13 protein-coding genes are annotated in these 13,582 nt (G+C 62.4%); 5 read left to right on the top strand and 8 right to left on the bottom strand.

What is annotated here, in order from left to right:
- Window positions 1-11: 11 nt before the first annotated feature.
- On the bottom strand, window positions 12-1,313 hold the full coding sequence (locus tag DBIPINDM_RS25905) for a DUF6638 family protein (RefSeq protein ID WP_258581860.1): 1,302 nt from the start codon (window positions 1,311-1,313) through the stop codon (window positions 12-14).
- 353 nt (window positions 1,314-1,666) lie between these two features.
- Here DBIPINDM_RS25905 and DBIPINDM_RS25910 point away from each other — a divergent pair, with 353 nt between their 5' ends.
- Window positions 1,667-2,602 (top strand): IS110 family transposase, encoded by a 936-nt coding sequence (locus tag DBIPINDM_RS25910; RefSeq protein ID WP_258581861.1) that lies wholly within the window; start codon window positions 1,667-1,669, stop codon window positions 2,600-2,602.
- A 76-nt stretch (window positions 2,603-2,678) separates the two neighbouring features.
- On the opposite strand, the gene DBIPINDM_RS25915 is transcribed toward DBIPINDM_RS25910, so the two are convergent.
- The 6 genes from DBIPINDM_RS25915 to DBIPINDM_RS43360 form a co-directional block, all read right to left on the bottom strand.
- Window positions 2,679-4,589: an AAA family ATPase gene (locus DBIPINDM_RS25915; protein WP_258581862.1), complete on the bottom strand. Its 1,911-nt coding sequence runs from the start codon at window positions 4,587-4,589 to the stop codon at window positions 2,679-2,681.
- A gap of 24 nt (window positions 4,590-4,613) precedes the next feature.
- Entirely contained in the window at window positions 4,614-5,759 is a 1,146-nt protein-coding gene (locus DBIPINDM_RS25920; protein ID WP_258581863.1) for a hypothetical protein, read from the bottom strand.
- Window positions 5,760-5,799: 40 nt separating this feature from the next.
- The gene (locus tag DBIPINDM_RS25925; protein WP_258581864.1) at window positions 5,800-6,888 is read right to left on the bottom strand and encodes a hypothetical protein; all 1,089 of its coding nucleotides are present in this window, start codon (window positions 6,886-6,888) and stop codon (window positions 5,800-5,802) included.
- A gap of 308 nt (window positions 6,889-7,196) precedes the next feature.
- Window positions 7,197-7,586 carry a c-type cytochrome gene (locus DBIPINDM_RS25930; RefSeq protein ID WP_258581865.1) on the bottom strand — a complete coding sequence of 130 codons (390 nt, stop codon included), beginning with the start codon at window positions 7,584-7,586 and terminating at the stop codon, window positions 7,197-7,199.
- Between the two features lie 121 nt (window positions 7,587-7,707).
- On the bottom strand, window positions 7,708-8,454 hold the full coding sequence (locus DBIPINDM_RS25935; protein WP_258581866.1) for a LysR substrate-binding domain-containing protein: 747 nt from the start codon (window positions 8,452-8,454) through the stop codon (window positions 7,708-7,710).
- A 12-nt stretch (window positions 8,455-8,466) separates the two neighbouring features.
- Window positions 8,467-8,565 carry a LysR family transcriptional regulator gene (locus DBIPINDM_RS43360; protein ID WP_318036901.1) on the bottom strand — a complete coding sequence of 33 codons (99 nt, stop codon included), beginning with the start codon at window positions 8,563-8,565 and terminating at the stop codon, window positions 8,467-8,469.
- 112 nt (window positions 8,566-8,677) lie between these two features.
- On the opposite strand from DBIPINDM_RS43360, the gene DBIPINDM_RS25940 reads away from it, so the two are divergent.
- Window positions 8,678-9,574, top strand: a complete 897-nt coding sequence (locus tag DBIPINDM_RS25940; protein ID WP_258581867.1) for a DMT family transporter — start codon at window positions 8,678-8,680, stop codon at window positions 9,572-9,574.
- 22 nt (window positions 9,575-9,596) lie between these two features.
- Here the strand turns inward: DBIPINDM_RS25940 and DBIPINDM_RS25945 are convergent, their stop codons facing one another.
- Entirely contained in the window at window positions 9,597-10,208 is a 612-nt protein-coding gene (locus DBIPINDM_RS25945; protein ID WP_258581868.1) for a thymidine kinase, read from the bottom strand.
- A gap of 237 nt (window positions 10,209-10,445) precedes the next feature.
- Here DBIPINDM_RS25945 and DBIPINDM_RS25950 point away from each other — a divergent pair, with 237 nt between their 5' ends.
- From DBIPINDM_RS25950 to choV, 3 genes are all read left to right on the top strand, one after another.
- The gene (locus DBIPINDM_RS25950; RefSeq protein ID WP_258581869.1) at window positions 10,446-11,381 is read left to right on the top strand and encodes a choline ABC transporter substrate-binding protein; all 936 of its coding nucleotides are present in this window, start codon (window positions 10,446-10,448) and stop codon (window positions 11,379-11,381) included.
- A gap of 132 nt (window positions 11,382-11,513) precedes the next feature.
- A complete protein-coding gene (gene choW, locus DBIPINDM_RS25955; protein WP_258581870.1) occupies window positions 11,514-12,368 on the top strand; it encodes a choline ABC transporter permease subunit in 855 nt (284 codons plus the stop codon).
- Window positions 12,365-13,546 (top strand): choline ABC transporter ATP-binding protein, encoded by a 1,182-nt coding sequence (gene choV / locus DBIPINDM_RS25960; RefSeq protein WP_258581871.1) that lies wholly within the window; start codon window positions 12,365-12,367, stop codon window positions 13,544-13,546. Before choW ends, choV begins: the two co-directional genes overlap by 4 nt.
- Window positions 13,547-13,582 lie beyond the last annotated feature (36 nt).

Raw genomic sequence — 13,582 nt, forward strand, 5'->3', positions numbered from 1 at the left:
TTCATTTCGTTCTAGTCAGTCAGGCCGTAGAGGCGTGTGCGGAACGCCACCTTGTCCTTCAAATATGTGGTTTTCAGAACGTCCACAACATGCGATCGCCAAGCGTCGCTGAAGCCGTCATAGTCCTTGTAGAAGCCGTCCTTGTTGAAGATGTAGCGCGAGACGAAGTCCGACGGCACGAAATCCGAAATCAACCGGTTGGTCAGCCAGGCGTCGGGATGGTCCGGCTTGGCGCGGATCACCAGGAAGCGCTGCTGCGGGAAGACATCGTCGATCTTGAGGTGGCCGAGCTGGGCGATCTCGCGCTTGGCGGCGTTGAGGAAAGGGAAATTGCCGTCCTTGGTGATCAGGTCGGCATGGCTCTGGATCCAGGTCTGCAGCCAGACCTTGTCGACATCGGTCAGATTGCGGTCCGGCTCGGCGTCGCGGATCAGCGCGCGCACCACCATCTCGGCCCGGTGTTCGAGATAGCCGGAGGCCTCGATCCAGGAGGCGCGCGGCAATTCGATGCGGCCGGTGCTGGCCAGGAACTTGAACACCTTGTCGGCGTCGTTGATGGAGAGATAGCTCACCTGCCACGGCCGCGAGCGGCGGAAGCCCGGGGCAGCCGGATCGCTGATCACCGTTGTCATGTCGGGGTCGACGAACACATAGAGCCCGCCGAAATGGCTGGTCCAGTAGGCATTGTGGCGGAAAATCACCTGGTCGGGCACCAGTGCGTTCTCTCGGATATCGCCGCAGATTTTCGCCAGCTCCACCATGCGGGTCAGCATGGCATTGTCGCGCCAGGCGTCGGGCTCCTGCTTCAGCCGGTCGACGAGCTTGCCGAGTTCGGCGGCCTTGCCCAGCACGTCCTCCGCCGACAGCACCTTGAACTCGACCTGGTTGATCGACAGCAGGTCCTCGATGTCGTTGACCTTGGGAACGGAATCCTCGATCTCGCCGTAGATGACGTCCTTGATGGTCAGCGCGTCGATGGCGCGCTGGTTCTTCGACATGAACTCGAACATCAGCTGCGAAGTGTTGGAGAAGGCGGTGTGCACCACCGGCAGGTCGATCTGCGACGGCGTCAGGATGATGAAGCGGCGGTTGACCTCGTCAGGGTCGAGATAATCGTAGTCGCCGCATTCCTCGGCCACTTCGGGCGAGAAACCGGTGCGGTCGATCTGGAAGCTGGTGAGCTTGGTGGGCTTCTTGCCGAACGCGGCCAGTGCCTTGTTGTAGCGATCGATCAGATGCGGCTCGTCGACGGTGAGCAAACGGCCGTAGATGAGTTCGTTGTCGCGCAGAAGGTCGGGTTTCTTGGCGTTCACTTTTCCTTCTCCCCGTTCACGGGGAGAAGGTGCCCGAAGGGCGGATGAGGGGCGCGGCTCTCCCTTCTCCCCTTGTGGGAGAAGGTGGATCGGCGCGTAGCGCCGAGACGGTTGAGGGGTGCGTGCCGGAGCGCCGTCGGCGTCAAGCTGGAACACCCCTTGTATCTGCACGGAGGAGACTTTGTGCGATGGAAGCGACTGAGCCTCGAACCGGACGGCCATCCGATTCGAGGCTTGGCGAAGTCGCCCGACACCCCTGCGGCTACAACCGTGGATGAGCCTGGGATCTTCGCCTTCGTCACGCACGACCGAATAGTCGCTTGGCTCCAATCGCACGCACAAGGCAGGTTACCGTGAACACGACCCTCTGTGGAATAGATATTTCGAAAGACTGGCTCGATGCCCATATCGAGCCGATGGGAGCGGCAAACCGCTTCGCCAACGATGCGGCAGGCATCGCCGATCTGGCCGCCTGGTGTCAGAACCATGCTGTCGAACTCGTCGTCATGGAGGCCAGTGGCGGCTACGAACGGTTGGCCTTCTTGCTGTTGTGGGAGATGGGGCAACCCTGCGGCATGGCCAATGCGAGGAGCGTTCGCTACTTCGCCGAGGCAATGGGTTTCCTGGAGAAGACCGACGGGATCGATGCCGCCATGATTGCCCGTTATGGTGCCGTCAAGCGGCTCAAGCCGACGCCGCCGCCGAGCGCGGCCCAGCAGCGGCTCAAGGCGCTGGTTGCGCGGCTTTCCCAAGTGGGAGGTGACCTCACCATTCAAAAGCAGCGCAAGAGCACTGCCGATGCCGAAACCATCGCCAGCCTTGATGAGGTGATCGCGCTGCTTGCGCGCCAAAGCCGCAGGCTCGAGGGTGAGATCGCCACGCTCATCGATGACGATCCGCTGTGGGCATGCCTCGACCGGGCCTTCCGCTCGCTCAAGGGTGTTGCCTCTCGCACCGTGGCGCGGCTGATGGCGCAGTTGCCCGAGATCGGCATCCTCTCCAACAAGGCCATCGCCAAGCTGGCCGGTCTGGCGCCGATCGCCAATGACAGCGGCAAGCGCAGCGGTCGAAGACCAGTGCGCGGTGGTCGTGCGGGGCCGCGCGGCGTCCTCTTCCTCGTCGCCAGCATCGTTGCCAAATATGATCCGCATCTGGCAGCTTTCAAGCAACGGTTGCAGACCGCCGGAAAGGAGAAAATGGTCATCCGCATTGCGCTCGCCCGCAAGCTGCTCGTCATTCTCAACGCAAAAGCACGCGACGCGCGTAACGAATTCGCAAATGCAACTTGACACCTCAGATAGTCGCTCATCCGTCGCCTTCGGCGACACCTTCTCCCACAAGGGGAGAAGGGAAGGCTGGCGCGGCTCACGCATTCCACAGCCCCTTCTTCTTCATCTCCTCCATCTCGCGCGCGGCGCGTTCGCGCAGGCGGGCGTCGCGCAGGAGCTTTTCTACGGCGGCATCGTCCGACTTGTCGGAATAGCGGAACTCGGAATCGGCGTAGCGGTTAATCTCCTGCATGACCATGTCCATCGAGAACGGGCCGCGCAGTTCCTCGATCATCGCTTTCTTCTCGTCATAGCCCTTGTGCATGAAGGCTTCCGGCTTTTCGAACCAGTCATCGGGCAGTTCGATGTCCATGGCGCGCATCTTGATGGCGTCGGTGACGTTCTTGATGGCGCGGCCGGTGAAGCGCGGTTCGGCGTCCTTGATCAGGTGCAGATAGGTGCCGATGTCGGCCATGGTCTTGGGCGCGCCATTCTCCTTCATGTAGCGCTCGTAGACCCGCATCAGCCCGTCCTCTTGCGGCTTCTCATGCTCCTCATAGGCCTCCTCGACAGCGCGCTGGATCTCCTGCGCGGCGTAGAGTTCGTGCTTGCCCAGAGGGATCTCGTGGTTCTTGCCGGCGAGCAGCACGAAGATGTCGATATAGTCGTCGCGGGTCTGCGGACCGTCGACCAGCCAGCGGGCGCCGGCGCGCTGGCGCAGCGCGTCGTCGACATTTTCGGGATAGTTGGAGAACATGCCGAACGAGCAATTGCCGCGCACCACGGTTGAAGCGCCGGCGAAGGCATCCATCAGGACGCCGGTGATTTCCTGCTGGCCGGCCGAGGCGCGGTCGTCGGAGCGGCGTGCCGCCACCTGGTCGATGTCGTCGATGGTGCCGAAGCCGATGACGCGCGGGTTCAAGACATTGTTGATGAACTGGCGGCAGTTCTGGCCCGACTTGCCCTGGTAGGACGAGATCTGGTCGACGCCGAAATTCTCGTAGGCGAAGGGATAGCCGGCAACCTGGCAGTAGTCGTTGACGAGGCCGGCGATCATCTGGATCAGCGTCGTCTTGCCGGTGCCGGGCGCGCCGTCGCCGATGAAGGTGAACAGGAAGCCACCGAGCTCGACGAACGGGTTCAGCTCGCGCTCGAAATCATAGGCCATCAGCATCCTGGCGAGCTTGACCGACTGGTATTTGGCGATGTGGTTGCCGACGACCTCTTCCGGCTTCTTGAAGGTCATCACCAGCGGCTTGGAGCGCTTGCCGGGGGCGACGTCGAAACCATCGAGGGTGAAATCGTCGGCATCGATGCGGATATGGGCGTTCTCGAACGGGCCGATGCCATCGAAGCGGCCTTTTCTGGCCAGCAGCCCGTCGATGGCGACACGGGCAAAGGCGCGCGCCCTGATCATCAGGTCGGCATCATCCTTCGAGCCCGCTATCGCCTTGTCGAGGCCGGCGAGGATCGACTTCACCGCATCCTGCGGCGTGTCGAACAGGAAATCCGGCTCGGGGATGTCGTTGGGCGCTTCGCCGTCGCTGTCGATCAGCTGGAACAGATAGGAGGCGAGGCTGAAGGCCGAGATGTAGGCCGAGGCCGACAGGAGTTTCTTGAAGGCGGAGGCTTCGTCGCCTTCGAGCAGGGCGCGGGTGTTTTTCGCCTGCAGGCTTTCGAGGTCGGAGCCTTCGGCGAAAACATCCGATACGGCGAGTGCAATCGCCGTGCCGCGACGGGCGCGAAACAGAAGCGTGTGCTGCGGGATGGTCAGCAACTGGTCATCGGGATGGACGGCGCCGACCGTCTTCGTCAGCTCGACCTCGCGCGTACGGCGCACCGAGCCGACCGAGACGGTGGAGACGAAGCGGCGGTTGGTGCCGGCCAAGGCCGTGCCGGATTCGCGTGAGGGATCCTCCAGCACGACGATGCGGGTGATAAAACTCTGCGCGGTGGCGCGGTGCTTCTCGATCGCAGCTTCCGGGATGGTGGTCAGGCCGGTGTCCATGAAGTGTGCTCCGTGGTGTTACGGTCAGACGTCTGAGATGACCTGTCCGTTGGACAGGATATGAACCTTGTAGCCGCCAAAGATCTTCTGTGCTTCGCCGGCGGCATAGAGCGCCTGATAGGCCTCATGCGGGATCAGCGCGTGGTTCTCGTAGCTCGACACGCCCTGGCGCGCGGCTTCAAGATCGTCGGTGTTGATGAAGAATTCCTGCGTCGTCTTCTCGCTGGAAAACAGTCCCTTGCGGCCGGGCTTCTCGCCCTTGGAATAGACCTCCTGGATGGTCCAGGTCAGCAGCCAGGCATTTTCCGGCTTGCGCACCTTGGCCAGCACTTCCGTGACCGTCGAATTGTTGTCGGTAATCCCGGCCGAATAGAAGGGGCCGAGCACAACGCGGCGCAGCTGCTTGGGATGCAACGGCTCGAAATCCTTGTCGAGATTCACCGCAATCGTCGCCGGCGACAGCGTGTAGGCGGAGTTCTTTTCGGTGAAATCGTCGAAACGGTGGGCAAGCTCGGGATTGAGCAGGCCGTCGACCGGCAGCGGGATGTCGACCTTGTCGTTGAGCTTGCCGTTGCTGTCGACGAGCTGGCGGATCATGCTTTCCGAGGAATCCTCGACCGTCACCATATAGACCAGGGGCAGGTTGGCACTGCCGTCGAAGGTCGCCCAATGGACGAGATAATAGGGCCGCGCCGTCTTCGGATTGACCGACACCTTGGCCGTCTGCGCCAGCGTGAATGGCCCAAAGGTCTGCTCGCTCTTGACGTCCTCGAGATAGAGCCGCTCGGCCATCGACTTCTGCAGCGCCTCGGGGAATTCCTTGTGGCGCAGGATGAAGTCGGCCATCTCCTCGCGCAGCTCGCCGGCGAGCGGGATGTTGGCGAGCCGCGCATCGGCCTGGCGGCGGTCGTTTTCCAGTTCGAGCAGGTTCTGGAACACCGGGAAGCCGCTTTCGGCGCGCGAAATGCGGAACGTGTCCATGAAGCCCAGCCGGTTGCGCCAGCAGGAGAAGGACTTGTCGAGCCGGGCGATGTATTCGGCAACGATCTTGGCGACGATGCCATGCCGGTAGAGCGGCGAGCGGTCGTCGCGCATGAACACTTCAAGGCCGCTGAGCGCGGCCGTGATTGCCGAGAAATACCGCGCCGCCGCGTCGTTTTCGGGGGTCATGCTGTCAGTCCTGGGATTGTCGCACCAATGCGCGCGGCAATTATGACTGCACGTAATTGGCCGAATTGTGCTTCTTCAGCACCTCGTCGAAGCGGCGGGCAAAGGCGTCGTCGGCGAGCTTCTTGCGGCGCTGGATGTCGGCGCTGGCGACCATGTTCTTCTCGTGCATTTCAAGCAGGTCGCCGATGTGCTTCTGCGAGGCGGCGCCGATGCCGGCCATGGTTTCTTCCGCCGTGTTGTCGACCTGACTGCCCAGTGTGTTGATCTTGTGGGCGACGTCCTGCTGGGCGGCGGTCTTCAGCGAATCTTCCAACGCCTTGTAGAGCACGATGCGCTGCTCGGTATCGATGGTCAGTTTGTTGATCAGCGTCGACTGCGCGGCGATCTGGTTGTTAAGCGAATCGACGAAGGTCTGGAACATCGAGGTGTAGCGCTCGAGCGTCTGGCTTTCGGCCAGCAACTCCTGTTCCTTGGCCTGCTTCTCATTGTATTCGGTGGCGAGTACGGAGCGTTCGCCTTCGAGCTGCGTGCGGTCCTTCTGACTGGTCGAGGCCGCGATCTTGTTCTCGATGTCGAGCAGCATCGGATTGAGCTCCTCGATGCGCTTCTGCACCGCTTCGAGATTGGACATGGTGGTCTTGCGGCGTTCGATCACCTGCGACAGGCTGGCCTCTGAGGTCTTGTAGCGCTGGTCGAGGACCTCTTTCTGCGCCTTCAGAATGCCGACGATGGTGTCGGACTTGGCCAGAAGTTCCTGCAGATTGCCGGTCAGCGACATGTTGCGGACGCGGTCGGTGCGCATGCGCTGCTTGCGCTGTGCCGAAAAGATGCCGACGAAATTTTCCCAGCCGGAATAGTTCTTCATGCTTTCGAACTCGGCGCCGAAGACGTTGGTGGCGTCCTCAAGGCCGATGATCAGGTCGGCAATGTTGCCTTCCATCACCTTCTGCTGCTTCAGCACATCCTCGATGCGGGCGTTCTCGATGTCGAAATTGGCGTCGCCGATCTTCTTGTCCGCGGTGGCGAGCGTATCAAGCACGGTGCCGGACTGCTCGATCTTGGTGCGCATGTCCTGGACGACCTGCTTGGTCTTGGCAATTTCGGCATCGAAATTCTGCAATGTCGCCATAGGGGCCTCCCGCTTCGGCTTCCGGTCGCTGGTTGCGAACAGCGGCGAATATATGTGGGGCATCCGGGGATTGAAAGACGTGAAGACAAGGGCGGCGTGAAAACAAAAGAATCCGCCAAGGCCTTGAAAGACAATGAAGGTGGGGTCATGGCGTGATTAGCCAGCCGGCTTGGCCTAGTTCAACTGTCATTGAACTTTAATGCCGGCGAAGCAATCGCTCTTCGCCAACGCTGATATGTTGAATTCGGCAGGGAATTGAACCAGTTGCAGGCACACATATCAGGTTAAGCCGACGCCGTGGTGCGCACTCAGGGCTTCGGGTCGGCCTTCAGATAGGCGATGACGTTGGCGATATCGTCATCATTGGTCAGGCCGCCAAAAGCCATCTTGTTGCCGGGAACCTTGAGCTTGGGAGCCCTGAGATATTCGGCAAGATTTGCCTCGTCCCAGACGAGACCGCCAGCGCCCGCACCCTTCATTGCCTCTGAATAATGACCCAGGAAGCTTTCCGCGGTGCCCGCGGTGCGGCCGACGACACCCAGCAAATGCGGGCCGACCTTGTCGCGGTCGCTGGCTGCTTCATGGCAGGCGATGCAGCGGTTGAAAACGTGCTTGCCCTGCACGGCGTCGCCGCCGGCATGAGCGGCCATGGAGGTGGCAAGCAGAAGAAGGCTGGCTGAGGAAATGGCTCGAAGCATGGCTGACCCTGGAGAGCTCTGGCTGACGGCCTTATAGGACCGAGGCCTTAACAAGCTGCATCGTGGCGGGATTGGGGATAGGCGGGCCGACACCCAATCTCCTGCGACCAGGACGATGATCTCAGGCCTGCTGTGCGAGGTCGCGGCGCAGGAAATCATGCAGCCGATCGACCGCCGGCGTCGTCGACACCGGGTTGCGCAGAATGCCGATTTCGAGATCCGGCAGCACGGGAAGGCCTTCATTGCCGCCGATGATGCGCAGCGATGGCGGCACGCTGCGTTGAGCGAGACCCGCGACCGCAAGCCCGGCCTGCACGACCGCGATCAGGCCAAGCAGCGAGGCGCTGGAATAGGTGCAGCGGTAGGATCGGTCGGCTTCGCCAAGTGCCTGCAGGACGTTCATCCTGGCGGCGCAGCCGGGCTCGAACAGCGCGACGGGCAAGGGATCGGTCTGCCACGCGACATGGTTTGGCGAGGCGACCCAGACGAAACGTTCGAGCCGGATCACCTCGAGCGCCTGCTCCGGCAAACGGGTGACGATCGCCAGATCGAGCCGCCCTTCCGCCAGGGTTTTCACCAGCGCGGTCGACTGTTCGCAGACCAATTCCACCGTCACCAACGGATGATCCTCGGCGAAGCGCGACAGGACGGGTGGCAGCAGGAAGGCTGCATAGTCGTCCGGTACGCCAAGGCGCACGCTGCCCGTTTCCTTCGGCCGCGTGACGCTCGCCCAGGCCTCATCCGACAGCTTCAGCAACCGGCGCGCATAGATGAGAAAGTCCTCACCGATGGCGTTGGGGGTAACCGTTCTCGGTCCCCGCACCAGAAGCTGGTTGCCCACCATCTCTTCCAGCCGCTGCATCTGCATGCTGACCGCCGACTAGCTGCGGCCGACCCGCGGCGCCGCATTGGACAGGCTGCCGCTCTCGACGACGGCGACGAAGGTTTTCAGCAAATTGAGGTCAAGCGGAGCGGCCATGGTGCTATCAGCATATCGAATAGCTAGGTCCAAATCTATTCGCTTGTTTGAAAGCTATCCTGCTGGCCAGATGGGTCTCGCCCGTCCGAGGCATAGTCCCGAGGGATTTTCGATGAAGGACCTGCCAACCTCCCGTTTTCCGGCCGCGAGCCTGGCCTTTGCGATGACGATCGCCGGCACGGTTGGCGCCTTCGTGACGGAAGCGGGGCTTCATCCCGTGACAATCGTGTTCTGGCGCTGCGTGTTCGGCGCCATGTTTCTCGGCGCATGGTGCCTGCTCCGGGGCTATTTGCCGGACAGGACGCTGTCGCCGTCGCGACTCGCGCTGGCAGCGCTTGGCGGCGCCTGCATGGTGCTGAGCTGGACGGCCTTCTTCGCCGGCTTCGCCATGACCTCGATCGCCACGACGACGATCGTCTATCACGTCCAGCCCTTCTTCGTGGTTGTCATCGGCGTGGTCTTCCTCAAGGAGCGTATCTCGCTCGACCAGATGCTGTGGATGCTTGGCGCGTTTCTTGGCGTCGTGCTGGCCAGCGGGCTGGTGGTTTCGCATGCGCAGGCCAGCACGGCATGGGCGCTGGGCATCGCGCTGACGCTGGTCGCCGCGCTGCTCTATGGGGTGGCGACGATCCTCGCCAAGGGCCTGGGCCAGCAGCGCGCGGAGGTCACCGTGCTTTGCCAGACGATCGTCGGGATTGTCATGCTCGCGCCCTTCGCCGGGATCGGCCAGCATGTTCCCGCGCATTCATGGGGCTGGCTGGTCAGTATCGGCGTGCTGCACACCGGCATTGCCTATGTGTTGATGAACTCGGCCTTTCCGCGCCTGACGACGCCGGTGATCGGCATCATCACCTTCATCTATCCTGTCGTTGCCATTATCATCGACTGGGCGGTCTATGGGCATCCGCTTGGGCCGGCGCAGGCCGCCGGCATGGTGCTGATCGCCGTGGCGACGCTCGGTGTCCGGCTGGGCTGGCGGTTTCCGCTTCGGCGCGTCTCGGCGGCCTGACGCGGATCGCAGGGTAGCATGGTCAGGCTTTCATGAAGCCGATGAAATCGTCGGGCGCGGCGCGGCCCATTTCTTCTTCCCAGTGGCGGCGGCAGAGCGAGACATAGACGTCCTTGCCGATCGCCACCTGTTCGCCCTGGCGGGCCACCTTGCCGTCGGCGCCGAGGCGCACGACCATCGTCGCCTTGCGGCCGCAGCGGCAGATGGTGCGCACCTCGCGCAGATCGTCGGCGATCGCCAGCAGCGCGCGCGAGCCTGAGAACAGCTTGCCCTGGAAATCGGTGCGCAGGCCGTAGCACATCACCGGGATGTTCAGTCGGTCGGCGATGCGGGCCAATTGCCAGACCTGCTCCTCGTCGAGGAACTGCGCCTCGTCGACGAAGACGCAATGCACCGTCGTATGGTCGTGATGTTCGGCGACGCGGGCGAACAGGTCGTCGCCATCGCGGAACATCTCGGCCTCGGTCTCAAGCCCGATACGCGACGAGATCAGGCCGGTGTCGCCCTTGCGGTAGTGGCCGGCGACGAACAGCATCGTCGTCATGCCGCGCTCGCGATAATTGTACGACGCCTGCAAGAGCATCGTCGTCTTGCCGGCATTCATCGTTGCGTAGTTGAAGTAGAGCTTGGCCATGCCGCTCTTTTAAGCTGACTTGCCTCCGCGCGGGGAGGGCCCGCCGCCGCATTCCCCCGAAAAAGCAGCCTTGCACAACAAAAGCGTCAACCGTGTCGCTGATTGGCCAGTCTGCGCCGTTGATCGTGATTGCCTTACCGCTTGAATCCACACCAGAATGGTGTTTGGCTGACGAAACAAGGCGGGCAGAGAAACCGTAACTACGCTTCGCCAAAGAATCACAATGGGAGACTGTCTATGTCGCGTATGAATTCCTTCGCCGCCGGCCTCGGCCTGGCGGCTTTGTTGTCCACGAGCGTCGCCTTCGCCGGTGACGCCGCAAGCTGCAAGACCGTGCGTCTTTCCGATGTCGGCTGGACCGATATCCAGGCGACCACCGGGGTTGCCTCGGTGCTGCTCACCGCGCTCGGCTACGAGCCGAAGGTGATCCAGCTGTCGGTGCCGGTCACCATGGCGTCGCTGAAGAACAAGGACCTTGATGTCTTCCTCGGCAACTGGATGCCGTCGATGACCAACGACATCAAGGATTACACCGCCGATGGCTCGGTCGAGACCATCAGCACCAACCTGACCGGCGCCGGCTACGGCATCGTCGTGCCGACCTACGTGGCGGATGCCGGCGTCAAGTCGCTGACCGACCTTGGCAAGTTCAAGGACAAGTTCAACGGCAAGATCTACGGCATCGAAGCCGGCAATGACGGCAACCGCATCATCCTCGACATGATCAAGAATCCCGCCGACAAGCTCGACGGCTTCGAACTCGTCGAGTCCTCGGAGGCCGGCATGCTGACGCAGGCCGAGCAGTCGATGAAGAACAATGAGTGGATCGCCTTCCTCGGCTGGACGCCGCATCCGGTGATGGGCGCCATGAAGATCACCTATCTCGACGGCATGGGCGACAGCGGCTTCGGCGCCGCCACCGTGTTCACCAATGTGCGCAAGGGCTACACCACCGAGTGCCCGAATGCCGGCAAGTTCATCGCCAACCTCAAGTTCAATCTGGACATGGAAGGCCAGATGATGGACGCGATCCTCAAGGGTGGCGATGCCGCCACGGTGGCGACCGACTGGCTGAAGAAGAATCCAGACGCGGTCAAGCCATGGATTGCCGGCGTGACCACCTTCGATGGCGGTGACGCGGCTGCGGCCATCAAGACCGCGCTCGGAAGCTGAGCCGACTGAATTCGGCAAGGCCGAACCAGGAAGGGCAGCCATCTTAGAAAAGGCTGCCCTTTTTCATATCGTGTGACAAGATGACGTTGCGCGAGCCGAGAGCAGGGCGGCTCCTGGACGAAGAGGGGTGAGATGGATCCGATTTCGCAATTCATGGTCGACCACAAGATCCCGATCGGCGCCTGGGGAAAGGCGTTCTTCGGCTTCCTTACCGACAATTTCGATACCATCTTCAGGGCCTTCTCCAATGGCCTCAACTTCCTGCTCGACGGGCTGGTCAACATCCTGCTGCTGGTGCCGCCGGTGCTGCTGGCACTGGTCATCGCGATCATTGCATGGCTGCTGCAGCGCTCGCGGCCGCTCGCCATCGGTGTCTTCCTCGGCCTGATCTTCATCATCAACCAGAACCTGTGGAAGCAAACGGTGCAGACCTTGGTGCTGGTCGTCGCGGCCGCGGCCATGGCCATGGCCATCGGTGTGCCGCTCGGCATCTGGGCGGCGCACAAGCCGAAGGTCTACCGCATCATGCTGCCGGTGCTCGATTTGATGCAGACGCTGCCGACCTTCGTCTACCTGATCCCGGTGCTGACGCTGTTCGGCCTCGGCAATGCGCCCGGCCTCATCGTCACCATCATCTTCGTCATCCCGACCGCGGTCAGGCTCACGCATCTCGGCGTCGTCTCGGTGCCGAAGTCGATCATCGAGGCCGGCGAGGCGTTCGGCGCCACCAAGAGCCAGCTTCTGTGGAAGGTGGAACTGCCTTCGGCGCTGCCCACAATCATGGCCGGCCTGACGCAGTCGATCATGCTGTCGCTGTCGATGGTGGTGTTCGCCGCCCTCATCGGCGCCGGTGGCCTCGGCACCGAAATTAACCGCGCGCTCGGCTCGCGCCGTATCGATCTTGGGCTTGAGGCGGGCCTCGCCATCGTCGTGCTCGCCATCGTGCTCGACCGGATGACCCGCATTGGCGTTGGAGGCAAGAAATGACCGTCGCCGTCGATTTCAAGAACGTCGATATCGTCTTCGGCGCCGACCAGGCCGGCTCGCTGGCGATGATCGACAAGGGGGCCACGCGCGCCGAAATCCTCGAGAAGACCGGCAATGTGCTGGGCTGCGCCGACGCCAGCCTGACCGTGCATGAGGGCGAGATTTCGGTGCTGATGGGCCTGTCAGGCTCCGGCAAGTCGACGCTGCTCAGGGCCGTCAACCGCCTCAACGTGGTGTCGCGCGGCCAGGTGCTGGTCAAGGACGGCGACAAGATCGTCGATGTCGTGACCTGCGACCAGGCCACCTTGCGGCGCTTGCGCCAGAAGCAGGTGGCGATGGTGTTCCAGCAGTTCGGCCTGTTGCCGTGGCGCACGGTCGAGGAAAATGTCGGCCTTGGCCTCGAGCTTGCCGGCGTACCGGAGGCCGAGCGCAAGGAGCGCGTGCACAAGCAGCTCAAGCTGGTCAATCTCGACCAGTGGTCGAAGAAATACGCGCATGAGCTCTCGGGCGGCATGCAGCAGCGCGTCGGCCTTGCCCGCGCCTTTGCCACCGAGGCGCCGATCCTGTTGATGGACGAGCCGTTCTCGGCGCTCGACCCGCTGATCCGCACCAAGCTGCAGGATGAATTGCTGCAGCTGCAGGCGGAACTGAAGAAGACCATCATCTTCGTCAGCCACGATCTGGAAGAGGCGCTGAAGATCGGCAGCCACATCACCATCATGGAAGGCGGCCGCATCGTCCAGACCGGCGCGCCGGAAGACATCGTGCTGCGCCCCGCCAACGACTATGTCCGCGACTTCATCGCCAATGTGAACCCGCTCTCGGTGCTGACCGCCTGGAACGTCATGCGCGACCGCCGCGACCTGGAGCACGGCGACAATGGCTGGGTGTGGCTCGACCGGCGCAAGACGACGCGCTTCAAGATCGACGAGCACGGGCTGGTGGCGGCGGCCGAACGCGACGGCAAGCCGGCGGTGTGGGTCTCCTGCGCCGATGTCGAGGCCCAGCCGGAGGAAGCGGCGCAAGTGTTCTGGGCCAATCCCGGCACCTCTCTGAAAACCGTCATGCTCGCCATGCACCGCTCGCAGACGGCCCCCGTGGCGCTGTTCGACGACCAGTCGCGCTTTGTCGGCGCCATCGGCATCCGCGACGTGCTGAGCGCGGTGCTGCGGCGGTAAGCGCCTCGCTATCCTTGTTTTGACGTCATTGCTGCG

Origin of the sequence: Mesorhizobium sp. AR02, from assembly GCF_024746835.1 — a bacterium.
Taxonomy (GTDB): Bacteria; Pseudomonadota; Alphaproteobacteria; order Rhizobiales; family Rhizobiaceae; genus Mesorhizobium.

Bases quoted from the DNA above. Each gene is read 5' to 3' on its own strand.
- DBIPINDM_RS25915 (WP_258581862.1), bottom strand. From the start codon at position 4,589: ATGGACACCGGCCTGACCACCATCCCGGAAGCTGCGATCGAGAAGCAC.
- DBIPINDM_RS25920 (WP_258581863.1), bottom strand. From the start codon at position 5,759: ATGACCCCCGAAAACGACGCGGCGGCGCGGTATTTCTCGGCAATCACG.
- DBIPINDM_RS25925 (WP_258581864.1), bottom strand. From the start codon at position 6,888: ATGGCGACATTGCAGAATTTCGATGCCGAAATTGCCAAGACCAAGCAG.
- DBIPINDM_RS25930 (WP_258581865.1), bottom strand. From the start codon at position 7,586: ATGCTTCGAGCCATTTCCTCAGCCAGCCTTCTTCTGCTTGCCACCTCC.
- DBIPINDM_RS25935 (WP_258581866.1), bottom strand. From the start codon at position 8,454: ATGCAGATGCAGCGGCTGGAAGAGATGGTGGGCAACCAGCTTCTGGTG.
- DBIPINDM_RS43360 (WP_318036901.1), bottom strand. From the start codon at position 8,565: ATGGCCGCTCCGCTTGACCTCAATTTGCTGAAAACCTTCGTCGCCGTC.
- DBIPINDM_RS25940 (WP_258581867.1), top strand. From the start codon at position 8,678: ATGAAGGACCTGCCAACCTCCCGTTTTCCGGCCGCGAGCCTGGCCTTT.
- DBIPINDM_RS25945 (WP_258581868.1), bottom strand. From the start codon at position 10,208: ATGGCCAAGCTCTACTTCAACTACGCAACGATGAATGCCGGCAAGACG.
- DBIPINDM_RS25950 (WP_258581869.1), top strand. From the start codon at position 10,446: ATGTCGCGTATGAATTCCTTCGCCGCCGGCCTCGGCCTGGCGGCTTTG.
- choW (WP_258581870.1), top strand. From the start codon at position 11,514: ATGGATCCGATTTCGCAATTCATGGTCGACCACAAGATCCCGATCGGC.
- choV (WP_258581871.1), top strand. From the start codon at position 12,365: ATGACCGTCGCCGTCGATTTCAAGAACGTCGATATCGTCTTCGGCGCC.